Here is a 21,427-nt window from a genome sequence, read left to right on the forward strand (position 1 = left end):
GGTTGCAGATTTTCTACGTGACCGTACTGAAATCCGTCGGCGGACTCGGCCTGGCCGGGGCGGTCGGCGGGGTACTCGTGGCGGGGCTGGCCGCGCCCGTGGTGAGCGGGGGCGGCCTCGCGGCCAAGGACGTCGCGAACACCTTCGTCCACCTGCCGCCCGCCCCGCGCGAGGAGCCGCTCGCGCAGGTGACCAGGCTGCTGGACAAGGACGGCCGGCCGTTCGCCCAGTTCTACGAGGCGAACAGGACGGCCGTCCCGCTCCGCGCGGTCGCCCCTGTGATGCGCAAGGCGATCGTGGCCATCGAGGACGCCCGCTTCTACGAGCACGGTGGCCTCGACGTCCGGGGCACCTTGCGGGCGCTGCTCACCAACACCCAGGCAGGCGGCATCCGGCAGGGCGGCTCGTCCCTGACGCAGCAGCTCGTCAAGAACATCTTGGTGGAGAGCGCCCGCAGCGAAGCCGAGCGCGACCGGGCCCGTGCGCCGAACCTGGCCCGCAAGATCACCGAGCTGCGGTACGCCCTGGCGCTCGAACGCAAGTACCGCAAGGACGAGATCCTGGAGCGGTATCTGAACATCGCCTACTTCGGCGCCGGCGCGCATGGCGTCCAGGCGGCGGCCCGCCGCTTCTTCTCCACGTCGGCCTCCCGGCTGACCCTCACCCAGGCGGCCACGCTGGCGGGCGCGGTGCGGATACCGTACTCGACCGACCCGTCGCTCGGCGACGCCCAACGCGCGCGGCTGCGGGAGCGGCGGGACCTCGTGCTGGACCGCATGGCCGGACTCAAGCTGATCACTCAGCAGGAGGCGGCCAACGCCAAGCGCTCGCCCCTCGAGCTCAAGCTCAGGCCCGAGCCCGGCGGCTGCGAGCAGAGCGCTTACCCGTTCTACTGCCTGTACGTGAAGCACGAGCTCCTGTCCAATCCGGCGTTCGGCAACACCGCGACCCAGCGGCGGGCCAGGATGGCCAGGGGCGGACTGGTGATCAGGACCAGCCTCGACCCGATCGCGCAACAGGCCGCCGAGCGGGCCATCCGCCGCCACGTGGACCCCGAGGACACCGAGGTGGCCGCCGAGGCCATGGTGGAGCCGGGCACCGGGCGGATCAGGGCGATGGCGGCCAGCAAGCAGTTCGGCCGCAACCCGGGCAACCGCAAGAACGGCCCCAGGACCACCTTCAACCTGCCCGCCGACGTGGCGCACGGTGGCGGGCAGGGTTTCCAGGCCGGGTCCACGTTCAAGGTGTTCACCCTGGCCACCGCGTTGAAGCAGGGGTGGAGGTTCGGCGACGGCTTCCAGACGCCCGGGGCGCTGGTGCCCGGCCAGGGCTACCGCAACTGCAAGGGCCGGCCGGTCAACGACCCTGACACTCGCGTGCTCAACGCCAGCGGCGAGGGCTCCGGCGGCCCGCACAGCATCGAGACCGGCACCTGGAAGTCGGTGAACATCTTCTACATGATGCTGGAGCGCAAGGTCGGGCTCTGCAACGTGGTGAAGACCGCCAAGGCGCTCGGCGCCGTACGCGCCGACGGCAGGCCGCTGCGCGAGGTGCCGACGTTCACGCTGGGCGTCAACGAGATGGACCCGGTGACGGTGGCGGCGTCGTTCGCGGCGTTCGCCGCCCGCGGGGTCTACTGCCGGCCGCTGGCCATCGTGGAGATCGTCGGCAGGAGCGGGCGGCGCATTCACGTGCCGCCGGCCTGCGAGCAGGCCATCGAGCGGCCGGTCGCCGACGCGGTCAACCATGTGCTCATGGGGGTGTTCGACAAGGGCACCATGAAAGGGCAGAGCCTCGGCCGGCCCGCCGCGGGCAAGACCGGTACCAACAACGGCTACACCTCGGCCTGGTTCGCCGGCTACACGCCGCAGCTGGCGGCGGCGGTCAGCGTCGGGGACATCCGGGGCTCGTACCGCTTCCCGCTGCAGGGTGTGCAGATCGGGGACCAGTACTACGGCTCGGTGCAGGGCGCGTCGCTGCCCGGGCCGATCTGGGTGGAGTCGATGGGGCCCGCGCTGCGCCGCGTCGAGCCTCGGGGGTTCCGTGGGCCGAACATGGGGCGCTTCGGCGGCGGCCACACGCCTGGGTTGAAGGAGGCCCTGGCCGAGGAGGAAAAGCGCGAGAAGAGGCGCGGCGACCGGGCCTTCGCCAAGCGCCACCGCAAGCTCTTGCGGTGGCTGCTCGGCCGGAGCCCGGCCGCGCCCTCCCAGGATTGGCCGCTACGCCGCCGCCGCCACTAGCCGCGATCTCCGCGCCGCCCCGGAGCGGCCGCCTCGCCGTCGGCGACTCCGTGCCGCCTGTCCCAGGACGCCGGCCTGCGGGCCGGCCGACCCGCACCGAAGTGCGGCCGGCCGGCGGAATACGGCGGTCACGCGCTCTTGCCTATGGGGGCGGTGACCGCCCTGGTGAGCGTGATGAGGTTGTCGGGCGCGGTCTCGATCTGCAGTCCGCGCTTGCCGGCCGAGAAGTAGATCGTCTCGAAGTCGAGCGCCGAGGAGTCGACCACCGTCGGCAGCTGCTTGCGCTGCCCCAGCGGGCTGATGCCGCCCACGACGTAGCCGGTCACCCGCTCCACCTTCGCCGCGTCGGCCATCGCCGCGCGCTTGCTGTTGAGCGCGCTCGCCAGCGCCTTGAGGTCGAGCTTGCCCGCCACCGGCACCACCGCCACCGCGAGCCCGCTCTCGACCTCCGCCACCAGCGTCTTGAAGATCCGCTCGTACGGGACTCCGAGCGCGTCCGCCGCCTCCTCGCCGTAGGCCTGGGCGGCGGCGTCGTGCTCGTAGGGGTGGAGCGTGAACTCGGCCTTGGCCTTCGTCAGGGCCATGGTGGCCGGGGTGCCGCCCCCGTTGCCTTTCGATTTGCTCACGACCAACGATTGTAGCGAATCTACAATGTAAAGGCCCGGCCGGGGGTGTACCCGAACGCCCGCCTGAACACGTCGATGAACGCGCTCGCCGACGCCCACCCGCACCGGTGCGCGACGGCGGTCACCGGGAGGCCGTCGGCGAGCAGCAGCAGCGCGTGGTGCAGGCGGAGCTGGGTGCGCCATTGCGGGAAGCTCATCCCGAGCTCGCGGCGGCACAGCCGGGCGAGCGTGCGCTCGCTGGTGCCGGACTGCGCGGCCAGCCGTGCGAGGGTGCTGCCGTCGGCGGGGTCGCGGTGCAGGATCGCGCAGACGGCCGCCAGCCTGGGGTCTTCCGGGGCCGGCAGGTGGAAAGGCTGCTCGGGGGCGCCTTTGAGTCGATCGAGCAGCACGGCCAGCAGCCGCCCACGCTCCCCGCCGTCCGCGGGGAGGGGGTCTCGCGTGGGGGACGCGTCATCGGTGTACGCGATGATCAATTCGCGGAGCAGCGGGCCGACGGCGAGGACGGCCGGCCGGTCGAGGGCGAGCGGGTTGCCGGTGAGGCCCACCAGACGCAGGTCGGTGTCGCCGTGGGCGCGGTGCTCGTGGACGGTGCCCGCGGGCACCCAGATCGCCCGGTTCGCCGGGGCCACCCACGTGCCCGCGCTCGTGGTGACGGAGAGCACGCCGCGGCAGGCATACACGATCTGGTGGGTGTTGTGCCGGTGCGCGTCTATGCCGGCGCCGGGCGCGAGCGGCCGTCGTCCGGTAGGCGCTTCGGGCAAATGGCGGATTTCCGGCATGATTTGGCATTTTATCGGAAGCGGGCCAGAAGGCGCCGGGAAATGATCGAGGGGTGAACAGGATCCCCATGCTCGCCGCCGGCCATGCCACCGTCGATCTCTACCAGGGCGCGGTGCCGGCGCTCGTGCCGTTTCTGGTGGCCGAGCGCGGTTACGGCTACGTCGCCGTCTCGGGCGTGGTGCTGGCGGCGACGCTGCTGTCGTCGATCGTGCAGCCGGTGTTCGGCGTGCTGACGGACAAGTGGCGGATGCCGTGGCTGATCCCGGTGAGCATGGTGGTGGCCGGGTCGGGGGTGGCGGTCGGCGGCGTCACCGACTCCTACGTACTGACCTGGCTGGCCGTGGCGCTGTCCGGGCTGGGCGTGGCCGCTTACCATCCGGAGTCGGCGCGGCTGGCCAGGGTCGCCAGCGCGGGCAGTCATGTGCGGATGAGCTGGTTCTCGCTCGGCGGCACGCTGGGCTTCGCCTCGGCTCCCGTGCTGGTGACGCCGTTGCTGGCGGTGTGGGGTCTGGGCGCCTCACCGTTCCTGGTGGTCCCGGCCGTGCTGGGGGCGCTGGTGACGCTTCCGGCGATCCGCGCGCTCGCCGGGCGCGGGCAGGAGGCCAGGGTCTCGGCGCCGGTGCCGGGCCGCGACGACTGGCCGTCGTTCACCAGGCTGACGCTGGTGATCGTCTTCCGCTCGGTCGTGTACGTCGGCCTGAGCGCCTTCGTGGCCCTGTTCATGGGGGGCGGGGCGGCGGGAGCGGTGGCGCTGTTCGTGTTGTTCGCCGGTGGGGCCGTCGGGACCGTGCTGGGCGGCAGGCTGGCGGCCCGCTGGGGCCGGGTGCGCACGATGCGCCTGGCCTACGCGACGGCCGTCCCGGCAGTCGCCGGCGTGGTCCTCGCGCCCGGACCCGCCGCGTACGTCTTCATCGCCGCTTCGTCGATCGCCCTGTACGCCCCGTTCTCCCTGCACGTGACGCTGGGCCAGGACTTCCTGCCGAGCCGGGTGGGCACGGCCAGCGGCGTGACCCTGGGGCTGGCGGTGAGTGTGGGCGGCCTGGCCAGCCCTCTGGTGGGGGCGGTCGCGGAGGCGGTCACGCTCAGGACGGCGTTGGCCTGTTTGATCGTGTTCCCGGTCCTGGCCTGGCTGCTGGCTCGCACGCTGAAGGAGCCCGCCCTCGAGCCCGCCCCGTGAACCACACGCCCAGGAGGCGTCGTCCACGGCCTGCGGCGGCCGATCCGTCCGGGGAGGGTCAGCGCCGGGTTGCGATGGTGAACACGGACGTGTTGTCGCGCTGGCTCGGGTCGAGAGGCGTGGAGGTGACGTGGGCGCTGACCGGCAGGCGCGGCTTGGCGTCGCGGGCGACGTGCACCCGGGCCGAGATCGTGGCCGGACGGCCCGGCCTGACGGCGCCGATCACGCACGTGGCCTGGCGTTCGGCGCGCTCGCACGCGGCTCCGCTGACCGCGCCGAAGCTGGCGCCTGGCGGCGCCGTGAGGGTGACCGGCACCTGCGCCGCCGCCATGAGGCCCCGCATGGTGACGGTGACGGTGGCGGTGACGGTCGCGTCGCCGCCGGGCCGGACCGGCTCCCCGGGCCCGGTGGCCGTGACGGACATGGCGTCGTAGACGCCACTGGGGTCGGCCTTCGTGACGATCGCGCCGTAGCTCTCGGTGGTGAGCGCGTTGGCGACGGAGAAGCCTTCGTACGGGCCGTCTTCCGTGCCGGCCGACAACACGCCGATCAGCTCGTTGGTGCCCTCGAGCACCCAGGGTCCGCCGCTGTGCCCCTTGGAGAGGTGGCAGTTGCCGGTCTCCAGCTTCGCCGGCGCGGCGCCGGCCGCGCGGGCCGGCTGGGTCCTGGCCAGGCACCAGAGCTGTTCTTGGCCGTCGTACGGCTTCCTGCCGAGGATCCCCGGGTAGCCCGCGGTGACGACGGTGTGGCTGCCGCGCTGGCTGCGCATGGGCGTGAAGGCGCCCACGGCGTCCTGGAGGGTGCGGTTCTCCTTGGTCTTCGCGCCCACCTCGATGAGAGCGACGTCGTAGGGCGAGTTCCAGTCGCCGCCGCTCGTCCCGGTGTAGGCGTCGGGCTTCCACGCGCGCCGCCCGCCCCACTGCCCGTACGGCTCGCGCTGCCGCTCCCCGGCGGCCCGCCCGTCGTAGGCGGGCACGAACGCGAAGCTGGTGTGCCAGTGGCCGCTCGTGGCGCCCTCGGGCACGCTGTACACACAGTGGGCGGCGGTGATGACGAGCAGCCCGGCGGCCGAGCGAACGACCGAGGCGCTGCAGGAGTCGCCGCGCCCGCCGGCGTTGACGAAGAACAGCCGGCCGATGATCCTGCTGCGCTCGGCGCCCGTGTACGGACGGCGCACCGGCGCGTACCCGTTGGCGTCCCCGCCGGGGGTGAGCCGCTTGCCCGCGGGCACGGTGAGCCGTCGCAGAGCCGCCGCCGGGCTCGCCAGGCTCTCCGGCAGGTCGGCGGCGCCGGCCATGGCCTGCTTGCCCGGCGTCCAATAGCGCACGGCCTGTTCCGGGCGCATCAGCGGGGAGGACTCGGCGCCCCAGCTCTGGTCGTGCGCCGGGACGACGGGCGGTTGTGCCGGGACGACGGGCGGTTGTGCCGGGGCGGCGGGCGGTTGTGCCGGGGCGGCGGGCGGCGGCCGGTCGGCCGCGGCGGGCAGCGCGAACGCCACGCCGGCCAGCGTGGTCAGTGTCGTGACCAGAGTTCCCGGCACAGCGTCCCCCTGAGCAGATCGGATCCATGGCTCCGATCACTGTATGTCATGAATTGGAGACGCAAAGTAGTTGGCGTGCTCGTGTCGTGACGCGTACACCTCGGTCGCGGGGATCGGCGGCGAAGCGTCCATCCAGGCGAGCGGGGGCGGGTCCGCGATGGGTGGCGGTCAGCCGGCCGCGGCGTCGCCGCCGCGCCGTTGGCGCAGGATCTCGGCGGCGTCGGTCTCGTCCGGCTCGCGATCGGGGCGGAGCCCGCGCCACGACGGGTGGCGCAACATCCCGTCGCCGGTGACCTCGGCGTACTGGACCTCTCCGACCACGCGCGGCTCGACCCATCGCGCGTCGCGGGCGTGCTCGCGTGGCACGGGCTGGTCGAACGGCGGGCCGGGACGCTCCAGCGGTGCCAGCCGCTCCTGCAGGTCGCGCAGCATGGCCTGGGTGAAGCCGGTGCCGACGTGGCCGACGTACAGGAGCCGCCCGTGCTCGTCGTACGCGCCGAGCAGCAGCGACCCGATCATCCCCGAGCGCCGTCCGCCGCCGGGCTGCCAGCCGCCGATCACGACCTCGACGGTGCTGACGTTCTTGACCTTGGTCCATTCGCCGCTGCGCCTGCCCGGCCGGTACGGCGAGCTCATCCGCTTGCACACGACCCCTTCGAGCCCGAGCTGCCGCGAGGAGTCGAAGGCGTGCCTGGCGTCGTCGGCGAACCAGGTGGGCACCTGCCACCGGTAGCCGGGCGTGAACGTGCCCTCCAGCAACTCCCTGCGCTCGGTGTAGGGCAGTGAGATCGAGCTGGTTTCGTCCAGGTGCAGGATGTCGAACGCCATGAACGTCACCGGCACTGTCCTGGCCAGCTCGGCCGCGACGGCCGCGTGGCGCTGGTGCATACGGGGCTGCAGAGCCTCGAAGCTGAGCCGCCCGGCCTCGTCGAACGCCACGATCTCGCCGTCGACGACGGCGGCGCGGCCTCCGGTGGCGCCGGCCATGAGCTGCAGCTCGGGGTAGGCGGGGGTGATGTTCTTGCCGTTACGCGACATCAGGCGGACGCCGCCGCCCTCGAGGTAGGCGAGTGCCCGCACGCCGTCCCATTTCATCTCCACCGCCCAGCCCGGGCCCTGTACCGAAGCCAGGGTGCCGAGCTGGGCCAGCATCGGCGCGTACGTCGGCAGCCGCACCATGGTGCATGCCGTACCCCGTCCGCTTGATCGACAGTGGTGGAGGGGGGTCTACAGATGGTCAAGCCGCGTGTCCTCCACCAACTCGGCCAGGTCGACGCCGTGTTCGCCGAGTTCGGCGACGGTGGCGCAGTAGCCGTGCACGCCGGAGTGCTCACCTGCAAAGATAACTTAGCGTAATATTTGACTGCATAAAGTATTCCGGCGTGTGATGTTACAAAGACATGCCCGGCGGGCAGAGGGGATGGCTCAGAAGCTCTTCAGAGCCGTGGCCGCGCCCCCGTGGCGGCCACGGCGTCCGCCCCGGCAGGCCCGGTCCGGGGTGACGACGGCCGCGGGAGCGGCAGAGACGACTGCCGCTCCCGCGGCCGTCGAGTGCCCGGGGAGTGATCAGGAAACGTGTCCCGCAGTGTGGACAGAACGAGATTCAGGGGCCGGACTCCGTAGACTGTTGGCGTGATTTCCCGTATCGACATGCGCGGTTCCCTGCCGGACAACCTGCGCGACGTGCTGCCACGCGCCGAGCTCGACGTCGAGGCCGCCCTGGAGAAGGTGCGGCCCATCTGCGACGACGTGCGCCATCGCGGCGTGGCGGCGGTACGGGAGCTGACGACCCGGTTCGACGGCGTCGAAATCGCCACCACCCGCGTCCCCGTCGAGGAGATCGAGCGCGCGCTCCGCGAGCTCGACCCCAGGGTCAGGGCGGCGCTGGAGGAGTCGATCAGGCGGGCCAGGCTGGTCCACCGCGACCAGCGGCGCGCCGACGTCACCACCGAGGTCGTGCCCGGCGGCACCGTGACCGAGCGGTGGGTGCCGGTCGACCGCGTGGGCCTCTACGTCCCCGGCGGCCGCGCCGTCTATCCGTCGAGTGTGGTCATGAACGTCGTCCCCGCCCAGGAGGCCGGCGTCGCCTCGCTGGCGGTGACCAGCCCGGCGCAGAAGGACTTCGGCGGGCTGCCGCACCCGACGATTCTGGCCGCGTGCGCGCTGCTCGGCGTGGACGAGGTCTACAACGTCGGTGGCGCGCAGGCGGTGGCCATGTTCGCCTACGGCACCGAGGAGTGCGCGCCGGCCACCATGGTGACCGGTCCGGGCAACATCTGGGTCGCGGCGGCCAAGCGGCTGCTCAAGGGCCGCATCGGCATCGATTCCGAGGCAGGCCCGACCGAGATCGCGATCCTGGCCGACGAGACGGCCGACCCGGTCCACGTGGCGGCCGACCTGATCAGCCAGGCCGAGCACGACACGATCGCCGCCGCCGTGCTGGTCACCACCAGCCCGGAGCTGGCCGAGGCCGTGGAGAAGGAGCTGCCGGGACAGGTGTCGGCGACCAGGCACTCCGCGCGCATCGCCGAGGCCCTGGGCGGCCGGCAGTCCGGCATCGTGCTGGTCGGCTCGCTCGACGACGGCCTCAAGGTGGTGGACGCCTACGCCGCCGAGCACCTGGAGATCCACACCGCCGACGCCGCCGCCGTCGCCGCACGGGTCCGCAACGCCGGGGCGATCTTCGTCGGCACGTACGCGCCCGTCTCGCTCGGCGACTACCTCGCCGGGTCCAACCATGTCCTGCCCACGGGCGGCTGCGCCTGCCACTCCAGCGGCCTGTCGGTGCAGTCGTTCCTGCGCGGCATCCACGTGATCGACTACACCCGCGAGGCCCTCGCGGACGCCGCCGCCCACGTGTCGGTCCTGGCCGATGCCGAAGACCTGCCCGCACACGGCGCCGCTATCCGCGCCCGTTTCGACTGGCGAGTGCCCACGGAGACCCCCGAGTGAACCTGGACGACCTGCCCATCCGCGACGACCTGAGGGGAAAGACGCCGTACGGCGCACCCCAGATCGACGTTCCGGTCCGGCTCAACACCAACGAAAACCCCTACCCGCCCTCCCCGGAGCTGGTCGCCGACCTGGCCGAGGCGGTCCGGGCCCAGGCGGGCGAGCTCAACCGCTACCCCGACAGGGACGCCACCGCCCTGCGCGCCGACCTGGCCGATTACCTCGGGCACGGCCTCAGCACCGAGCAGGTGTGGGCGGCCAACGGCTCCAACGAGGTGCTCCAGCAGATCCTGCAGGCGTTCGGCGGCCACGGCCGCACCGCCATCGGGTTCGAGCCGTCCTACTCGATGCACCCGATCATCACCGGCGGCACCAACACCGAGTGGATCCAGGCCAGCCGCGAGGAGGACTTCTCGCTGGACCACGGCAAGGCCGTCGCAGCGATCGAGGAGCACCGGCCCGACATCGTCTTCCTCGCCTCGCCCAACAACCCGACCGGCACCGCCCAGCCGATCGAGACGATCGAGGCGGTCCTGGCCGCCGCCCCCGGCATGGTCGTGGTGGACGAGGCCTACGCCGAGTTCGCCCGCGAGGGCACGCCGTCGGCGCTCACGCTGCTGCCCGGCCACCCGAGGCTGATCGTCACCAGGACGATGTCCAAGGCGTTCGCCATGGCGGGCACGCGGCTGGGCTATCTGGCGGCGCACCCGGCCGTGGTGGAGGCGCTGCTGCTGGTGCGGCTGCCGTACCACCTGTCGACCCTCACGCAGACGGCGGCGCGGGTGGCGCTGCGCCACCGCGCGGAGCTGCTGGGCACGGTGGACGCGCTGCGGCGCGAGCGTGACGAGACGGTGACCTGGCTGCGGTCCAAGGGCCTGGCCGTGGCCGACTCGGACGCCAACTTCGTGCTGTTCGGGCGGTTCCCCGACCGGCGCAAGGTGTGGGAGGGACTGCTGGAGCGTGGTGTGCTCATCCGCGAGGTGGGCCCGCCCGAATGGCTGCGTGTCACGATCGGCACCGGCGAGGAGATGGCGGCCTTCCGCGCCGCCCTGGAAGGAGTCCTGTGAGTCGCGTAGGCCGCGTCGAGCGCGTTACGAAAGAGACCTCGGTCCTGGTGGAGGTCGGTCTCGACGGCACCGGCCGGGTCGAGGTGGCCACCGGGGTCGGCTTCTTCGACCACATGCTGGCCCAGCTCGGCAAGCACGGGTTGTTCGACCTGACCGTCAAGACCGAGGGCGACCTGCACATCGACTCCCACCACACGATCGAGGACACCGCGCTCGCGCTGGGTACGGCGTTCCGCGAGGCGCTGGGCGACAAGTCCGGCATCAGGCGGTTCGGCAGCGCATCGTGCCCGCTGGACGAGTCGCTCGCCCAGGTCACCGTCGACCTGTCCGGGCGGCCCTACCTGGTGCACACCGAGCCCGAGGGCATGGCGCCGATGATCGGCCCCGACTACGACACGACGATGACGCGCCACATCCTGGAGTCGCTCGTCGCCCAGGCCGCGATCTGCCTGCACGTGCACGTCCCTTACGGGCGCAACGCGCACCACATCGTGGAGGCCCAGTTCAAGGCCCTGGCCAGGGCGCTGCGTGAGGCGTCCGAGCTCGACCCGCGCGCCACCGGGGTGCCGAGCACCAAGGGCGTCCTATGACGGACAACCTCCTCGCCGGCGTGATGGTGTTCATCGGCTTGTTCCTGATCGGCGGCGTGTTCTCCCTGGCAAAGCAGGGACTCAAGATCGGTGCCGTCGTCTGCGCGCTCGGCGCGGCGATGGCGATCACGGCGGGGGTGCTGTGGTGGTGACGAAGAAGAACATCGTTGTACTCGACTACGGGTCGGGCAACCTGCGCTCCGCGGAGCGCGCGCTGGCCAGGGTCGGCGCCGAGGTGACCGTGACGCCCGACTTCGACGCCGCGCTCAACGCCGACGGGCTGGTCGTGCCCGGCGTCGGTGCGTTCGAGGCGTGCATGAGCGGGCTCAAGAGCGTCCGCGGTGAGCAGATCATCGGCAGGCGCCTGGCCGGCGGCCGGCCGGTGCTGGGCATCTGCGTCGGCATGCAGATCCTGTTCGCCAGGGGCGTCGAGCACGGCGTGGAGACCGAGGGCTGCGGCGAATGGCCGGGCACCGTCGAACGGCTCGACGCGCCCGTGCTGCCCCACATGGGGTGGAACACCGTCAAGGCTCCCGCAGGCAGCGTCCTGTTCGCCGGCCTCGACGCCGCCACCCGCTTCTACTTCGTGCACTCCTACGGCGTGCGCGAGTGGGAGCTGCGCACCGGCGAGGGGTTTGCCGAGCCGATCGTGACGTGGGCCGAGCACGGCGTGCCGTTCGTGGCGGCCGTGGAGAACGGCCCGCTCAAGGCCACCCAGTTCCACCCGGAGAAGTCCGGCGACGCCGGCGCGGCCCTGCTCACAAACTGGCTGGGCACCGTTGAGTGAGGGCCCCGCGTTCCTCTCTGGAGTGACGGAGCGGGCGCGGTGAGCAAGGAGCGGGCGCGCCGCCGGGCCGAGCGCGAGGCCGAGCGGGCCCGCGCGATCCGGGCCAACGAGGAGCGACAGGCGCGCCTGGCCCGCCGCCGCGCCTTCCGGAGCTCGATCGTCAGGCTCACGCCGCGCCCGGTGCGCTTCAACCGCCAGGGCGGCCTGCTGGCGCGCCGCCAGCGGGCCCAGAACGCCCTGGTGGCGCTCGGGTTCTTGCTCGTCCAGGCGGTCGTCTGGTTGCTGTGGGGGTCGTTCTTCGCCAGCTTCGCCGTCCTCGTCCTGTCCGTGCTGCTCGTACCTGTTGTCGTGACCCTCGCCTTCGACCGGAGGATCTGAATGTCGCTCGTCTTGCTGCCCGCCGTGGACGTCATCGACGGCCAGGCTGTTCAACTGGTCCAGGGCGTGGCCGGGACCGAGAAGGGCTACGGCGAGCCGTTCGCCGCCGCGCTGGCCTGGCAGGAGGCGGGCGCCGAGTGGATTCACATGGTGGACCTGGACGCCGCGTTCGGCCGGGGGAGCAACCGGGAGCTGATCGCCGACGTGATCGGCAGGCTGGACGTCAACGTGGAGCTGTCCGGCGGCATCCGCGACGACGAGTCGCTGGCCGCCGCGCTGGCCACGGGCTGCCGCCGGGTCAACATCGGCACCGCCGCGCTGGAGAAGCCCGACTGGTGCCGGAAGGCCATTGCCGAGCATGGCGACAAGATCGCGGTCGGTCTCGACGTGCGCGGCACGAAGCTGGCCGCCCGCGGCTGGACCGAGGAGGGAGGCGACCTGTGGGAGGTGCTCGACCGGCTGGAGGCCGACGGTTGCCCCCGCTACGTCGTCACCGACGTGACCAAGGACGGCATGCTTCAGGGCCCCAATCTCGACCTCTACCGCCGGATCTGCGCCCGTACCGACAAGCCGGTGGTCGCCAGCGGCGGCGTCTCCAGCCTGGATGACCTGGTCGCACTCGCTTCTCTCGTCCCCGACGGACTGGAGGGCGCCATTGTGGGCAGTGCCCTGTACGCTCACGCGTTCACATTGGAAAACGCGCTTGCCGCGGTGCGCGGGTGACTTCGCCGGGAGGGGGCGGAATGAGCGTCGGTAGCGTCAGCATGCACAGCATCGGGCCGAGGGTGTTCTCGGGTGGAATCTGGGAGGAGAAGTACGGCTACGCACGCGCCGTGGTCGTCGGAGAGCGGGTGATCGTCTCCGGCTGCACGGCCACGGTCGACGGCGAGGTACGCCACGTCGGCGACGCCTACCATCAGAGCCTGACCGCGATCGACATCGCGCTCGCGGCCGTCCTGACGGGCGGGCTGACCCGCGAGGACGTCGTCATGGTCCGTTACTACGTGGTGGATCAGCGCCACTTCGACCTCGTCGGGCGGGCCATCGCCGAGGTGTTCGGCGAGGTGCGTCCCGCCTGCACGGGAGTACGGGTGGCCGGCCTGGTCGACCCGAGAATGCTGGTCGAGATCGAAATCGAGGCGTTGCGAGCATGACCGTAGCGGTAAGAGTCATCCCCTGTCTCGACGTGGACGCCGGACGTGTGGTCAAGGGCGTCAACTTCGAGAACCTGCGCGACGCGGGCGACCCCGTCGAGCTGGCGAAGCGCTACGACGAGGAGGGCGCCGACGAGCTGACCTTCCTCGACATCACCGCCTCGTCCGGTGAGCGCGAGACCATGCTCGACGTCGTACGCAGGACCGCCGAGCAGGTGTTCATCCCGCTCACCGTCGGCGGCGGGGTGCGCTCGGTCGAGGACGTCAACCGGCTGCTGCGGTCCGGCGCCGACAAGGTGTCGCTCAACACGGCCGCCATCGCCCGGCCCGAGCTGCTCACTGAGGCGTCGCGGCGCTTCGGCGCCCAGTGCGTCGTGTTGTCCGTGGACGCCCGGCGCGCTCCCGGCACGCCGAGTGGCTTCGAGGTGACCACGCACGGCGGGCGGGCCGGGCTGTGCCCTGAGGCGGCGGTGCGGGGCGGCGTTCAGAACACCCGCATGTGGTTGAACAGCTCGTACGAGACGTCCTTCACCCCGAACGCGGCGGCCTCCGACCGCTTGACGGCCAGATACGCGCTGCGCCGCAGCGGCCCCAGCGCCTCCATGAGCAACTCGTCGGCCTCGAGCGCGTCCAATGCCTCGTCCAGCGACGACGGCAGGCGCGAGTATTGGCCGGGCCGCGTGTCGGGGTCCACGTCCACGGGCGCCCCCGGATCGAGCTTGCGCCTGATCCCGTCCAGCCCGGCATGGATCACGGCCCCCAGCGACAGGTACGGGTTGGCGGAGGAGTCCGACGGCTTCAGCTCCAGGTTCGGCTCGCCGGTCTCGCCGAGCGGCGAGCACACGCGGACGGCGGCCTCCCGGTTGTCGGGGCCGTACACCGCGTACGCGCTGGACCACATGCGGGGTGCCAGGCGGCGGAAGCTGTTGACGCTGCCGCACGTCAGCGCGGTCAGGGCGGGCAGGTGGGCGAGCAGGCCGCCGATGAAGCCATCACGCACCTCCCCGTCGTCGGCGAAGACGTTGTGCGTGTCGCTCCACAGCGACAGGTGCAGGTGGGCGCCGTTGCCGGCCTGGTCGGCCAGCGGTTTGGGGGCCAGCGTGGCCCACATCTGCATGCGCAGGGCCACCCCGCGCACGGTCTCCCTGAACAGGACGTGGTTGTCGGCTGCCCGCAGCGCGGGCGCATGCCTGATCGACAGCTCCTGCTGGCCGGGCCCCAGCTCCGGGTGGTAGTGCTCGACGCGCATGCCCTGCGTCTCCAGGGCGTGGATGAGCTTCACGGTGTAGTCGTGCGCCGTGTCGAACCCGGTGTTGGCGTAGCAGAGCGAGTCGTCGAGCGGCATGAGCCGGTCCGGTCCCCCCGTAGGGTCGGGCAGGCGGCGGCCCAGGGTGAACTCCGGCTCGAACGCCGCCTGGAGCGTGTAACCCTCCGTGGCCAGCTCCGCGATCGCGTTCTTGAGAAACGTGCGCGCGCACGCCTCCCACGGCGAGCCGTCCGGCCGCCGCAGATCTGACAGCATTGCCGCCGCGCCGGGTGCGTGGGGCAAGGGAACGTACGTGGCGGGATCGGGGACGATGCGCACCTCGCCCACCGGACCCATGTGCTCGACGTCCTGGAGCTGGTCGAGCATGTTCATCGCCATCATGGCCACCGTGTGCCCGATGCCGGTGTTGAGCCGTTCGGCCAACCGTGATCGGGAAGCCGCTTTTCCACGAATGACGCCACCGTGGTCGGCGTACAGAAAACGAATCAGCTCGATGCCCTCGAGCTCCGCGCGCTCGAGGATGCGCCGCACGTTCGGATCAAGCTGATTGATCTTGGTGCCGCTCGGGCGATCTCTCATCCTGCCTGCGTAGCACGATCTGGCAGCGCGGGGAAGCATCTGCCGCAGGCAGAACCGTCGTTAGGCCAGAACCCTGGAGAAGAATGTCGCCAGCTGATTGGCTCCTTGGATGATTCCGTCGAATACACCGTTGACCGCGTCGGCGGCTTGGGCCGGCCGGGTGAACAGGTAGAAGACCACGAACGCGACAGCCGCGTAGGTGATCACCTTCTTGACCTGCATGGGGGCCTCCTGCAGTCCATTCCCAGCCGTATATACCCGGATCTGGGCGATCACTGGCATCCTCTGTGAAGATGTTCATGATCCTAACCGGGGGCTTCCTTTCCTATGCCATGGTAAAGGCTTGACTTCGTGTGCGAGCACTTGGCGCGCCGGGGTTTCCGCTCCCGGCTGTCGAGGTACATCCTCCGCCCATGAGCAGATCCCAGGCGATGAGCTGGGCCCACCGCATGGCCGGCGCGGCCGGCGCCCCGGCGGCGAGCCGGTGACCAGCTGGTTGACCCGCCAGGTGGGCGTGAGGATCATCAGCGCCCAGAAGGGCGCGGCCACGTAGAAGCTGACCTGCTCGCCGCGCAGGATTGGCGGCGCGTCGGCAACGCCAGTATCAGCAGCGAGAACAGCGGCAGGGCGTGCATGCCGACGAAGGGCTACATGCCCAGGGAAGCCTTGCGCAGCTGGGAGACGGCGTGGGGGTCCCCGGTGAGCTCCACACGGGCGTGCTCCTGGCGGCCGAAGCAGAACATCAGCAGCTCGGAGGCCGTCCCCGTCACCTCCACCCGGGGGCCCTGACGGGGGCCGCCGAGCGCGACGCCGCCGCCGAGGCGGTGCAGGACGACGCCCACGGGCGACTTGCGCAGCATCAGCCTGGCGCCGCTCGACACCCGCTTCCAGATGAGCCGATCGAGGTCGGCGGGCAGCTCGCGCGGCTCCCACGACGGCTGGGCGCGGCGCACGTCTTCGTGGTGCACGAAGAGCTCCAGGGCGTTGACGGCCTCGTCGAGGAACGGCAGCAGTCCGTACACGCCGCCCGGCTTGCGCACCATGCCGACCAGCTCGGGGTAGGGGTGCTTGGCCTTGAGCCCGTTCTGGACCGAGGCGGTGTAGCCGGCCAGCGGCTTGAGCGCGATCCCGCTCATCGCGTCGGGTCGGCGCTCGCGCAGCACCAGGTGGGCGGCCAGGTCGTAGGTGGTCCAGCCCGCGCAGAGCGTCGGCGCGTCCGGCCCGAGCCGGTCGAGCAGGTCGCAGAGCGCGGCGCGTTCGCCACGAGCGTGAGTCACGTGGTCAACCCTACCTGTGGGAATAACTGGTTGATCAGAGGTGATGTAGTGACTTGCGTAGAGAGAAGTCAGCTGAGGGGAGCCTACCGAGTGGCGAGCAAGGTCACCTCGGCCGTCATGCGCCAAGGACTACGGGTCCTTGGGGTGGCCATTCGCACCGAGAAGGCGGTCTTCGCGCTGGCCGTTCTCGCCAGCGCCGTCTATGGCGGCATGACCGTGGCCTCCTCCTGGGCGCTCGGCTGGGCCACGCAGCACGTGCTGCTGCCCGCCTTCGCCGAGGGCGAGGTGGCCTCGGGCGCGCTGTGGACCGGGATGCTCCTCATCATCGGCACGGCGCTGCTCAAGGCTTTCGGCGTGGCGGGCCGCCGCATCCTTGCCGGGGTCATGCAGTACCGCATGCAGGCCAGGTCGCGCAGGGATGTCACCCAGCAGTACCTGCGGCTGCCGCTGTCCTGGCACCACCGGCACCCCACCGGGCAGCTGCTGTCGAACGCCAGCGCCGACGCCGAGGCGGCCTGGGCGCCGCTCGCGCCGCTGCCGATGGCAATCGGCGTGGTCGTCATGCTGGTCACGGCGGCGATCGCGATGATCTTCACCGACCTCGTGCTCGCGCTCGTCGGCTTCCTCATCTTCCCGGCCATCGCCGTGCTCAACCTCGTCTACCAGCGCAAGCTGAGCCCGCTCGCCACCCGCGCGCAGCAACTGCGCGCCGAGGTCAGCGAGATCGCGCACGAGAGCTTCGACGGCGCGCTCGTCGTCAAGACTCTCGGCAGGGAGGACCTGGAGACCGAGCGATTCCTGCGCCGTGCCCACGAGCTGCGCGACGCCAACATCGCCGTCGGCCGGGTACGCGGGCTGTTCGACCCGATGCTGGAGGCGCTGCCCACGATCGGCGTGCTGGCGGTGCTCGCCGTCGGCGCCCTGCGCCTGTCCGGGGGCTCCATCGTCGCCGGCGACCTGATCCAGGTCGCCTATCTGTTCACGCTGCTGTCCTTCCCGATCAGGGCGCTCGGCTGGGTGCTGGCGGAGCTGCCGCGCAGCGTCGTCGGCTGGGAGCGGGTGCAGGCCGTCCTGGACGCCACCGGCTCCATGGCGTACGGCGACGCCGCCACGACCTCATCCGCGCCCGCCGAGCTGGAGGTGCGCGGCGTGTCGTACCGCTACGGCGAGGCCGAGGTGCTGCACGACGTCACCTTCGACGTGCCGGCCGGCCGCACCGTCGCCCTCGTCGGGCCCACCGGATCCGGCAAGTCCACGCTGGTGCAGCTGCTCGTGCGGCTGGTCGACCCCGACACGGGACAGGTGGTGCTCGACGGCGTCGACCTGCGGGAGCTGGCTTACGGCGGCGTCGCCGCGTCGGTGACGCTGGTGCCGCAGCAGACGTTCCTGTTCGACGACACCGTGCGCGGCAACGTCGCGCTCGGCCTGGAGACCGCCGACGAGGACGTGTGGGGCGCGCTGCGGCTCGCCCAGGCCGACGGCTTCGTCGCCAGGCTGCCCGACGGCCTCGGCACCCGCGTCGGCGAGCGCGGCGCGACTCTGTCCGGCGGTCAGCGCCAGCGCCTGGCCCTGGCCCGCGCGATCGTGCGCCGGCCGCGCCTGCTCGTGCTCGACGACGCCACCTCCAGCGTGGACCCCCAGGTCGAAGCCAGGATCCTGTACGGGCTCCGGGACGCCGCCGAGGCCTCAACCGTCGTGGTCGTCGCCTACCGCATGGCCACGATCGCGCTCGCCGACGAGGTCGTCTACCTCGACCACGGCCGGGTCGTGGACCGCGGGCCGCACGAGGAACTGCTGGCCCGCTGCGCCGGCTACCGCAACCTGGTGACCGCCTACGAACGCGAGGAAGCCGAGCATGCCGCCATCGACGTCCTGACAGAAGAAGACGTCCTGGAGGGACAGGAAGAAGTGACGGCGGGAGAGGAAGAAGAGGTCAGCGCATGACGGCGCAGAGCATCCAGCGCGACTCCGGTCGCTCGGCGCTGGCCACCATCCGCACGGGCCTGTCGCTGACGCCCGAGTTCCGCAAGGGACTTGTGGGCACGATGATCCTGGCCGTCGTCGCGACCGTCGGCAAGATCATCGTGCCGATCGCCGTCCAGCAGACGATCGACACCGGGCTCAAGGGCGGCGTCCCGGACATCTCGTACATCACCGGAGCCGTCCTGGTGTGCGCGGCGGCCGTCGTGCTGACGGCGCTTGCCGGATACATCATGAACGTCCGCCTCTACAAGGCCACCGAGTCGTCACTGGCGACCCTGCGGGTCCGCGGCTTCAGGCACGTGCACGACCTGTCGGTGCTCACCCAGAACACCGAGCGTCGCGGGTCCCTGGTCTCGCGCGTCACCAACGACATCGATCAGATCAGCACCTTCATGCAATGGGGCGGGCTGATGATCATCGTGGCGTTCGGGCAGCTGCTCGTCGCGACGGTGCTGATGTTCGTCTACTCCTGGCAGCTGACGCTCCTGGTATGGGCCAGCTTCATCCCGCTGATGATCGCCTTGCCGCGCTTCCAGCGGCTGCTGTCGCGGGCATACACGGTGGTGCGCGAGCGCACCGGCGACATGCTCGCCGCGATCAGCGAATCCGTCGTCGGCGCCGCCGTCATCCGCGCCTACGCGTCGGAGCGGCGTACCGCCGAGCGCATCGCCAAGTCCGTGAACGCCAACAGGTCTGCCCAGGTCAGGGCGCAGACCATCGTCGGCTTCGTGTTCCCGCTGACCGAGATCGTGGCCGCCATCGCGATCGCCGGCATCGTGCTCCTCGGGGTGCGGCTGGGCCTGTCGGGCGACATCACGCAGGGCGAGCTGGTCGCGTTCCTGTTCCTGGTCACGCTGTTCGTCTCGCCGCTGCAGACCGCCACCGAGGTCCTCAACGAGGCCCAGAACGCCGTCGCCGGCTGGCGGCGCATCCTCGGCGTGCTCGACACGCCGGCGGACGTGGCCGACCCCGGTGACAAGGGTGTGGAGCTGCCGCGCGGCCCCATCTCCGTCGCCTTCGAGGAGGTGCACTTCTCCTACCCCGGCGGCGCCCCCGTGCTGCGCGAGGTCACGCTCGAGATCCCGCCCCGTTCCCGCATCGCGGTGGTGGGGGAGACCGGCTCGGGCAAGACCACGTTCGCCAAGCTCCTGACGAGGCTGATGGACCCGGGCTCAGGCCGGGTCACGATCGACGGCCACGACCTGCGCGACGTGCGCTTCTCCTCGCTGCGCGAGCGCATCGTCATGGTGCCGCAGGACGGGTTCCTGTTCGACGGGACGCTGGAGGAGAACATCCGTTATGGCAAGCCGGATGCCACCCGCGCGGAGATCGAGCTCGCGCTGACCGAGCTGGGCCTGGCCGACTGGCTCGAGGGTCTGCCGGCCGGCCTGGACACGCCTGTCGGCCAGCGGGGCGAGTCGCTGTCGGCAGGGGAGCGCCAGCTCGTCGCCCTGGCCCGCGCCTACCTCGCCGACCCCGATCTGCTCCTGCTGGACGAGGCCACCTCGGCGGTGGACCCGGCCACGGAGGTACGGCTGGCCCGCGCGCTCGAAGGCGTCACCCGCGGCCGCACCGCCATCTCGATCGCCCACCGCCTGTCCACGGCCGAGAACGCCGACGAGGTGCTGGTCTTCGACGCGGGCCGCCTGGTGCAGCGCGGCTCGCACGCCGAGCTGGTGATCGAGCAGGGCGTGTACGCCGACCTGCACGCCTCCTGGGTCTCCGCCGCCCACTCGTGACGATCACTCGCAGACCGCGGCGAAGGTCACGGTCGTCCCCCGGGGCCCCGAGACGATCGTGATGTGATCGCACAGCATCCGTGTCAGCCACAACCCCCGCCCGCGGCTCTCGAACCCCGCGGGCGGGCGCATGTCGCCCAGCCATCCCGGCGGCAGCCCCGGCCCGTCGTCGCTCACCTCGCACCACAGCCGCCCGCCGTGCGCCCACAGCCGCAGCCGCCCGTGCCCGCCGCCGTGCACCACCGCGTTGGTGGTGATCTCGTTGGCCACCAGCACGAAGTCCTCAAGGCGCCGCCCCGTCATCCCCTCGTAGGCGGCGTGCTCCGCGATCGCCCTGCGCAAATCCGTGACCCGCCCGCGCGCGAAGCTCGCGCACCATACGTGCATGGCGGCTCCTCCTAGCACGTGTCGCCGAAGAAAATACCCCGCGCCACGCCATTACGTAGTGCATTCTCTGCAAAACCCACCGTGATGTGACGCTGATCGGTGTACCTTTTCGGCCGGGGCCGTCCACGCGCCGCAGATCGCGCCGACGTGGGCAGGGGGATGAGGAGCATGAGTGTGGATGTGCTGGAGATGACGCGACGCCGACATGGCGAGCTCGTGGTGGTCAGCCTGGCGGGAGAGGTCGACGTCGACAACGCGTCCGAGGTCCGGCGGTGCCTGGGCGAGGCGGTGGAGACCCACGGTCCCCGGCTGGTGGTGGACCTGACCTCGCTGACGTTCATCGACACGACGGGGCTCGGGGTCCTCGTGCGCCAGCTCGCCGACCTGCGCGCGCGGGACGGCAGCATGGCGCTGGTCGCGCCGGACGGCCAGGTGCTGCGGCGGCTGCGCAGGACCAACCTGGCTCCGCTCTTCCCGATCTACGACACCCTCTCCCAGGCCCTGGCCTGAGGCACGGGAGCGGGCCGGTTGAAGGGGCTGGTTGAATGGATGCCATGTCCCTCGACCCCAAGATCGCCGCACGGTTGAAGCGCAACACCGACGGCCTCGTCGCCGCCATCGCCCAGCAGTACGACACCGGCGAGGTGCTCATGCTGGCCTGGATGAACGACGAGGCGCTGCATCGGACGCTCACCACCGGCAAGGCAACCTACTGGTCGCGCAGCCGCGGCGAGTTCTGGGTGAAGGGCGGCACCTCCGGCCACGTCCAGCACGTCAAGTCGGTGGCGCTCGACTGCGACGGCGACACCGTCCTCGTCAAGGTCGACCAGGTCGGCGGCGCCTGCCACACGGGCGATCGCACCTGCTTCGACGCCGACCAGCTCGAGATCGCGCTCGGCTAGGT

22 protein-coding genes and 1 pseudogene are annotated in these 21,427 nt (G+C 71.3%); 15 read left to right on the forward strand and 8 right to left on the reverse strand.

All coding sequences use genetic code 11. The annotated features are described in order from the left end of the window. The first annotated feature begins 17 nt into the window (after positions 1–17). On the forward strand, positions 18–2,240 hold the full coding sequence (locus tag ACTWPT_RS03615; RefSeq protein ID WP_443175773.1) for a transglycosylase domain-containing protein: 2,223 nt from the start codon (positions 18–20) through the stop codon (positions 2,238–2,240). Positions 2,241–2,368: 128 nt separating this feature from the next. Here the strand turns inward: ACTWPT_RS03615 and ybaK are convergent, their stop codons facing one another. Then, on the reverse strand, positions 2,369–2,824 hold the full coding sequence (gene ybaK / locus ACTWPT_RS03620; RefSeq protein WP_443175936.1) for a Cys-tRNA(Pro) deacylase: 456 nt from the start codon (positions 2,822–2,824) through the stop codon (positions 2,369–2,371). A 62-nt stretch (positions 2,825–2,886) separates the two neighbouring features. Further along, positions 2,887–3,645 (reverse strand): AraC family transcriptional regulator, encoded by a 759-nt coding sequence (locus ACTWPT_RS03625; protein WP_443175774.1) that lies wholly within the window; start codon positions 3,643–3,645, stop codon positions 2,887–2,889. A 53-nt stretch (positions 3,646–3,698) separates the two neighbouring features. Between ACTWPT_RS03625 and ACTWPT_RS03630 the strand changes: the two genes are divergently transcribed. Beyond that, positions 3,699–4,823, forward strand: coding sequence for an MFS transporter (locus ACTWPT_RS03630; protein ID WP_443175775.1), 1,125 nt, complete (start codon positions 3,699–3,701; stop codon positions 4,821–4,823). A 58-nt stretch (positions 4,824–4,881) separates the two neighbouring features. On the opposite strand, the gene ACTWPT_RS03635 is transcribed toward ACTWPT_RS03630, so the two are convergent. Together ACTWPT_RS03635 and ligD are read right to left on the reverse strand one after the other, a co-directional pair. Next, the gene (locus ACTWPT_RS03635; protein ID WP_443175776.1) at positions 4,882–6,363 is read right to left on the reverse strand and encodes a trypsin-like serine peptidase; all 1,482 of its coding nucleotides are present in this window, start codon (positions 6,361–6,363) and stop codon (positions 4,882–4,884) included. Positions 6,364–6,531: 168 nt separating this feature from the next. Then, positions 6,532–7,542 carry a non-homologous end-joining DNA ligase gene (ligD, locus tag ACTWPT_RS03640; protein ID WP_443175777.1) on the reverse strand — a complete coding sequence of 337 codons (1,011 nt, stop codon included), beginning with the start codon at positions 7,540–7,542 and terminating at the stop codon, positions 6,532–6,534. 453 nt (positions 7,543–7,995) lie between these two features. Here ligD and hisD point away from each other — a divergent pair, with 453 nt between their 5' ends. The 9 genes and pseudogenes from hisD to hisF all read left to right on the forward strand — a co-directional run. Then, complete coding sequence (hisD, locus tag ACTWPT_RS03645; protein WP_443175778.1) at positions 7,996–9,315, forward strand: histidinol dehydrogenase; 1,320 nt, start codon at positions 7,996–7,998, stop codon at positions 9,313–9,315. Further along, positions 9,285–10,382 carry a histidinol-phosphate transaminase gene (locus ACTWPT_RS03650; protein ID WP_443175937.1) on the forward strand — a complete coding sequence of 366 codons (1,098 nt, stop codon included), beginning with the start codon at positions 9,285–9,287 and terminating at the stop codon, positions 10,380–10,382. The genes hisD and ACTWPT_RS03650 overlap by 31 nt, the downstream gene beginning before the upstream one ends. Continuing rightward, positions 10,379–10,972, forward strand: a complete 594-nt coding sequence (gene hisB, locus ACTWPT_RS03655) for an imidazoleglycerol-phosphate dehydratase HisB (RefSeq protein ID WP_127932046.1) — start codon at positions 10,379–10,381, stop codon at positions 10,970–10,972. Before ACTWPT_RS03650 ends, hisB begins: the two co-directional genes overlap by 4 nt. Then, the gene (locus tag ACTWPT_RS03660; protein WP_443175779.1) at positions 10,969–11,124 is read left to right on the forward strand and encodes a hypothetical protein; all 156 of its coding nucleotides are present in this window, start codon (positions 10,969–10,971) and stop codon (positions 11,122–11,124) included. The genes hisB and ACTWPT_RS03660 overlap by 4 nt, the downstream gene beginning before the upstream one ends. Then, entirely contained in the window at positions 11,118–11,759 is a 642-nt protein-coding gene (hisH, locus tag ACTWPT_RS03665) for an imidazole glycerol phosphate synthase subunit HisH (protein ID WP_443175780.1), read from the forward strand. The genes ACTWPT_RS03660 and hisH overlap by 7 nt, the downstream gene beginning before the upstream one ends. A 39-nt stretch (positions 11,760–11,798) precedes the next feature. Then, a complete protein-coding gene (locus ACTWPT_RS03670) occupies positions 11,799–12,137 on the forward strand; it encodes a hypothetical protein (protein WP_443175781.1) in 339 nt (112 codons plus the stop codon). Continuing rightward, positions 12,138–12,860, forward strand: coding sequence for a bifunctional 1-(5-phosphoribosyl)-5-((5-phosphoribosylamino)methylideneamino)imidazole-4-carboxamide isomerase/phosphoribosylanthranilate isomerase PriA (priA, locus tag ACTWPT_RS03675; RefSeq protein ID WP_443175782.1), 723 nt, complete (start codon positions 12,138–12,140; stop codon positions 12,858–12,860). Positions 12,861–12,880: 20 nt separating this feature from the next. Then, positions 12,881–13,291 carry a Rid family hydrolase gene (locus ACTWPT_RS03680; protein WP_443175783.1) on the forward strand — a complete coding sequence of 137 codons (411 nt, stop codon included), beginning with the start codon at positions 12,881–12,883 and terminating at the stop codon, positions 13,289–13,291. After that, positions 13,288–13,743 (forward strand): annotated as a pseudogene (gene hisF / locus ACTWPT_RS03685) (imidazole glycerol phosphate synthase subunit HisF); the annotation flags it as partial. The gene ACTWPT_RS03680 and the pseudogene hisF, both read left to right, overlap by 4 nt. 32 nt (positions 13,744–13,775) lie before the next feature. Here hisF and ACTWPT_RS03690 read toward each other — a convergent pair. The 3 genes from ACTWPT_RS03690 to ACTWPT_RS03700 form a co-directional block, all read right to left on the reverse strand. Continuing rightward, on the reverse strand, positions 13,776–15,137 hold the full coding sequence (locus tag ACTWPT_RS03690; RefSeq protein WP_443175784.1) for a glutamine synthetase family protein: 1,362 nt from the start codon (positions 15,135–15,137) through the stop codon (positions 13,776–13,778). Between the two features lie 60 nt (positions 15,138–15,197). Further along, a complete protein-coding gene (locus ACTWPT_RS03695) occupies positions 15,198–15,359 on the reverse strand; it encodes a hypothetical protein (RefSeq protein ID WP_443175785.1) in 162 nt (53 codons plus the stop codon). A 425-nt stretch (positions 15,360–15,784) separates the two neighbouring features. Further along, positions 15,785–16,414 carry a TIGR03085 family metal-binding protein gene (locus ACTWPT_RS03700; protein WP_443175786.1) on the reverse strand — a complete coding sequence of 210 codons (630 nt, stop codon included), beginning with the start codon at positions 16,412–16,414 and terminating at the stop codon, positions 15,785–15,787. A gap of 117 nt (positions 16,415–16,531) precedes the next feature. Here ACTWPT_RS03700 and ACTWPT_RS03705 point away from each other — a divergent pair, with 117 nt between their 5' ends. Together ACTWPT_RS03705 and ACTWPT_RS03710 are read left to right on the forward strand one after the other, a co-directional pair. Further along, positions 16,532–18,358: an ABC transporter ATP-binding protein gene (locus tag ACTWPT_RS03705; RefSeq protein WP_443175938.1), complete on the forward strand. Its 1,827-nt coding sequence runs from the start codon at positions 16,532–16,534 to the stop codon at positions 18,356–18,358. Continuing rightward, positions 18,355–20,136 (forward strand): ABC transporter ATP-binding protein, encoded by a 1,782-nt coding sequence (locus ACTWPT_RS03710; protein ID WP_443175787.1) that lies wholly within the window; start codon positions 18,355–18,357, stop codon positions 20,134–20,136. Before ACTWPT_RS03705 ends, ACTWPT_RS03710 begins: the two co-directional genes overlap by 4 nt. A gap of 3 nt (positions 20,137–20,139) precedes the next feature. Here ACTWPT_RS03710 and ACTWPT_RS03715 read toward each other — a convergent pair whose 3' ends face one another. Next, positions 20,140–20,523, reverse strand: a complete 384-nt coding sequence (locus tag ACTWPT_RS03715; protein ID WP_443175788.1) for an ATP-binding protein — start codon at positions 20,521–20,523, stop codon at positions 20,140–20,142. A 168-nt stretch (positions 20,524–20,691) separates the two neighbouring features. On the opposite strand from ACTWPT_RS03715, the gene ACTWPT_RS03720 reads away from it, so the two are divergent. Then, positions 20,692–21,033, forward strand: a complete 342-nt coding sequence (locus ACTWPT_RS03720) for an STAS domain-containing protein (RefSeq protein WP_443175789.1) — start codon at positions 20,692–20,694, stop codon at positions 21,031–21,033. 35 nt (positions 21,034–21,068) lie between these two features. After that, complete coding sequence (gene hisI, locus ACTWPT_RS03725; protein WP_443175790.1) at positions 21,069–21,425, forward strand: phosphoribosyl-AMP cyclohydrolase; 357 nt, start codon at positions 21,069–21,071, stop codon at positions 21,423–21,425. Positions 21,426–21,427: the final 2 nt, after the last annotated feature.

The organism is Nonomuraea sp. 3N208, assembly GCF_052245935.1.
Classification (GTDB): domain Bacteria; phylum Actinomycetota; class Actinomycetes; order Streptosporangiales; family Streptosporangiaceae; genus Nonomuraea.

What these genes read in the sequence shown, in the direction of transcription:
- priA (WP_443175782.1), top strand. Translation starts at nt 12,138, where the DNA reads ATGTCGCTCGTCTTGCTGCCCGCCGTGGACGTCATCGACGGCCAGGCT.
- ligD (WP_443175777.1), bottom strand. Translation starts at nt 7,542, where the DNA reads ATGGTGCGGCTGCCGACGTACGCGCCGATGCTGGCCCAGCTCGGCACC.
- ACTWPT_RS03710 (WP_443175787.1), top strand. Translation starts at nt 18,355, where the DNA reads ATGACGGCGCAGAGCATCCAGCGCGACTCCGGTCGCTCGGCGCTGGCC.
- hisI (WP_443175790.1), top strand. Translation starts at nt 21,069, where the DNA reads ATGGATGCCATGTCCCTCGACCCCAAGATCGCCGCACGGTTGAAGCGC.
- ACTWPT_RS03715 (WP_443175788.1), bottom strand. Translation starts at nt 20,523, where the DNA reads ATGCACGTATGGTGCGCGAGCTTCGCGCGCGGGCGGGTCACGGATTTG.
- ACTWPT_RS03720 (WP_443175789.1), top strand. Translation starts at nt 20,692, where the DNA reads ATGAGTGTGGATGTGCTGGAGATGACGCGACGCCGACATGGCGAGCTC.
- ACTWPT_RS03695 (WP_443175785.1), bottom strand. Translation starts at nt 15,359, where the DNA reads ATGCAGGTCAAGAAGGTGATCACCTACGCGGCTGTCGCGTTCGTGGTC.
- ACTWPT_RS03660 (WP_443175779.1), top strand. Translation starts at nt 10,969, where the DNA reads ATGACGGACAACCTCCTCGCCGGCGTGATGGTGTTCATCGGCTTGTTC.
- ACTWPT_RS03680 (WP_443175783.1), top strand. Translation starts at nt 12,881, where the DNA reads ATGAGCGTCGGTAGCGTCAGCATGCACAGCATCGGGCCGAGGGTGTTC.
- ybaK (WP_443175936.1), bottom strand. Translation starts at nt 2,824, where the DNA reads ATGGCCCTGACGAAGGCCAAGGCCGAGTTCACGCTCCACCCCTACGAG.
- ACTWPT_RS03690 (WP_443175784.1), bottom strand. Translation starts at nt 15,137, where the DNA reads ATGAGAGATCGCCCGAGCGGCACCAAGATCAATCAGCTTGATCCGAAC.
- ACTWPT_RS03705 (WP_443175938.1), top strand. Translation starts at nt 16,532, where the DNA reads ATGCGCCAAGGACTACGGGTCCTTGGGGTGGCCATTCGCACCGAGAAG.
- ACTWPT_RS03625 (WP_443175774.1), bottom strand. Translation starts at nt 3,645, where the DNA reads ATGCCGGAAATCCGCCATTTGCCCGAAGCGCCTACCGGACGACGGCCG.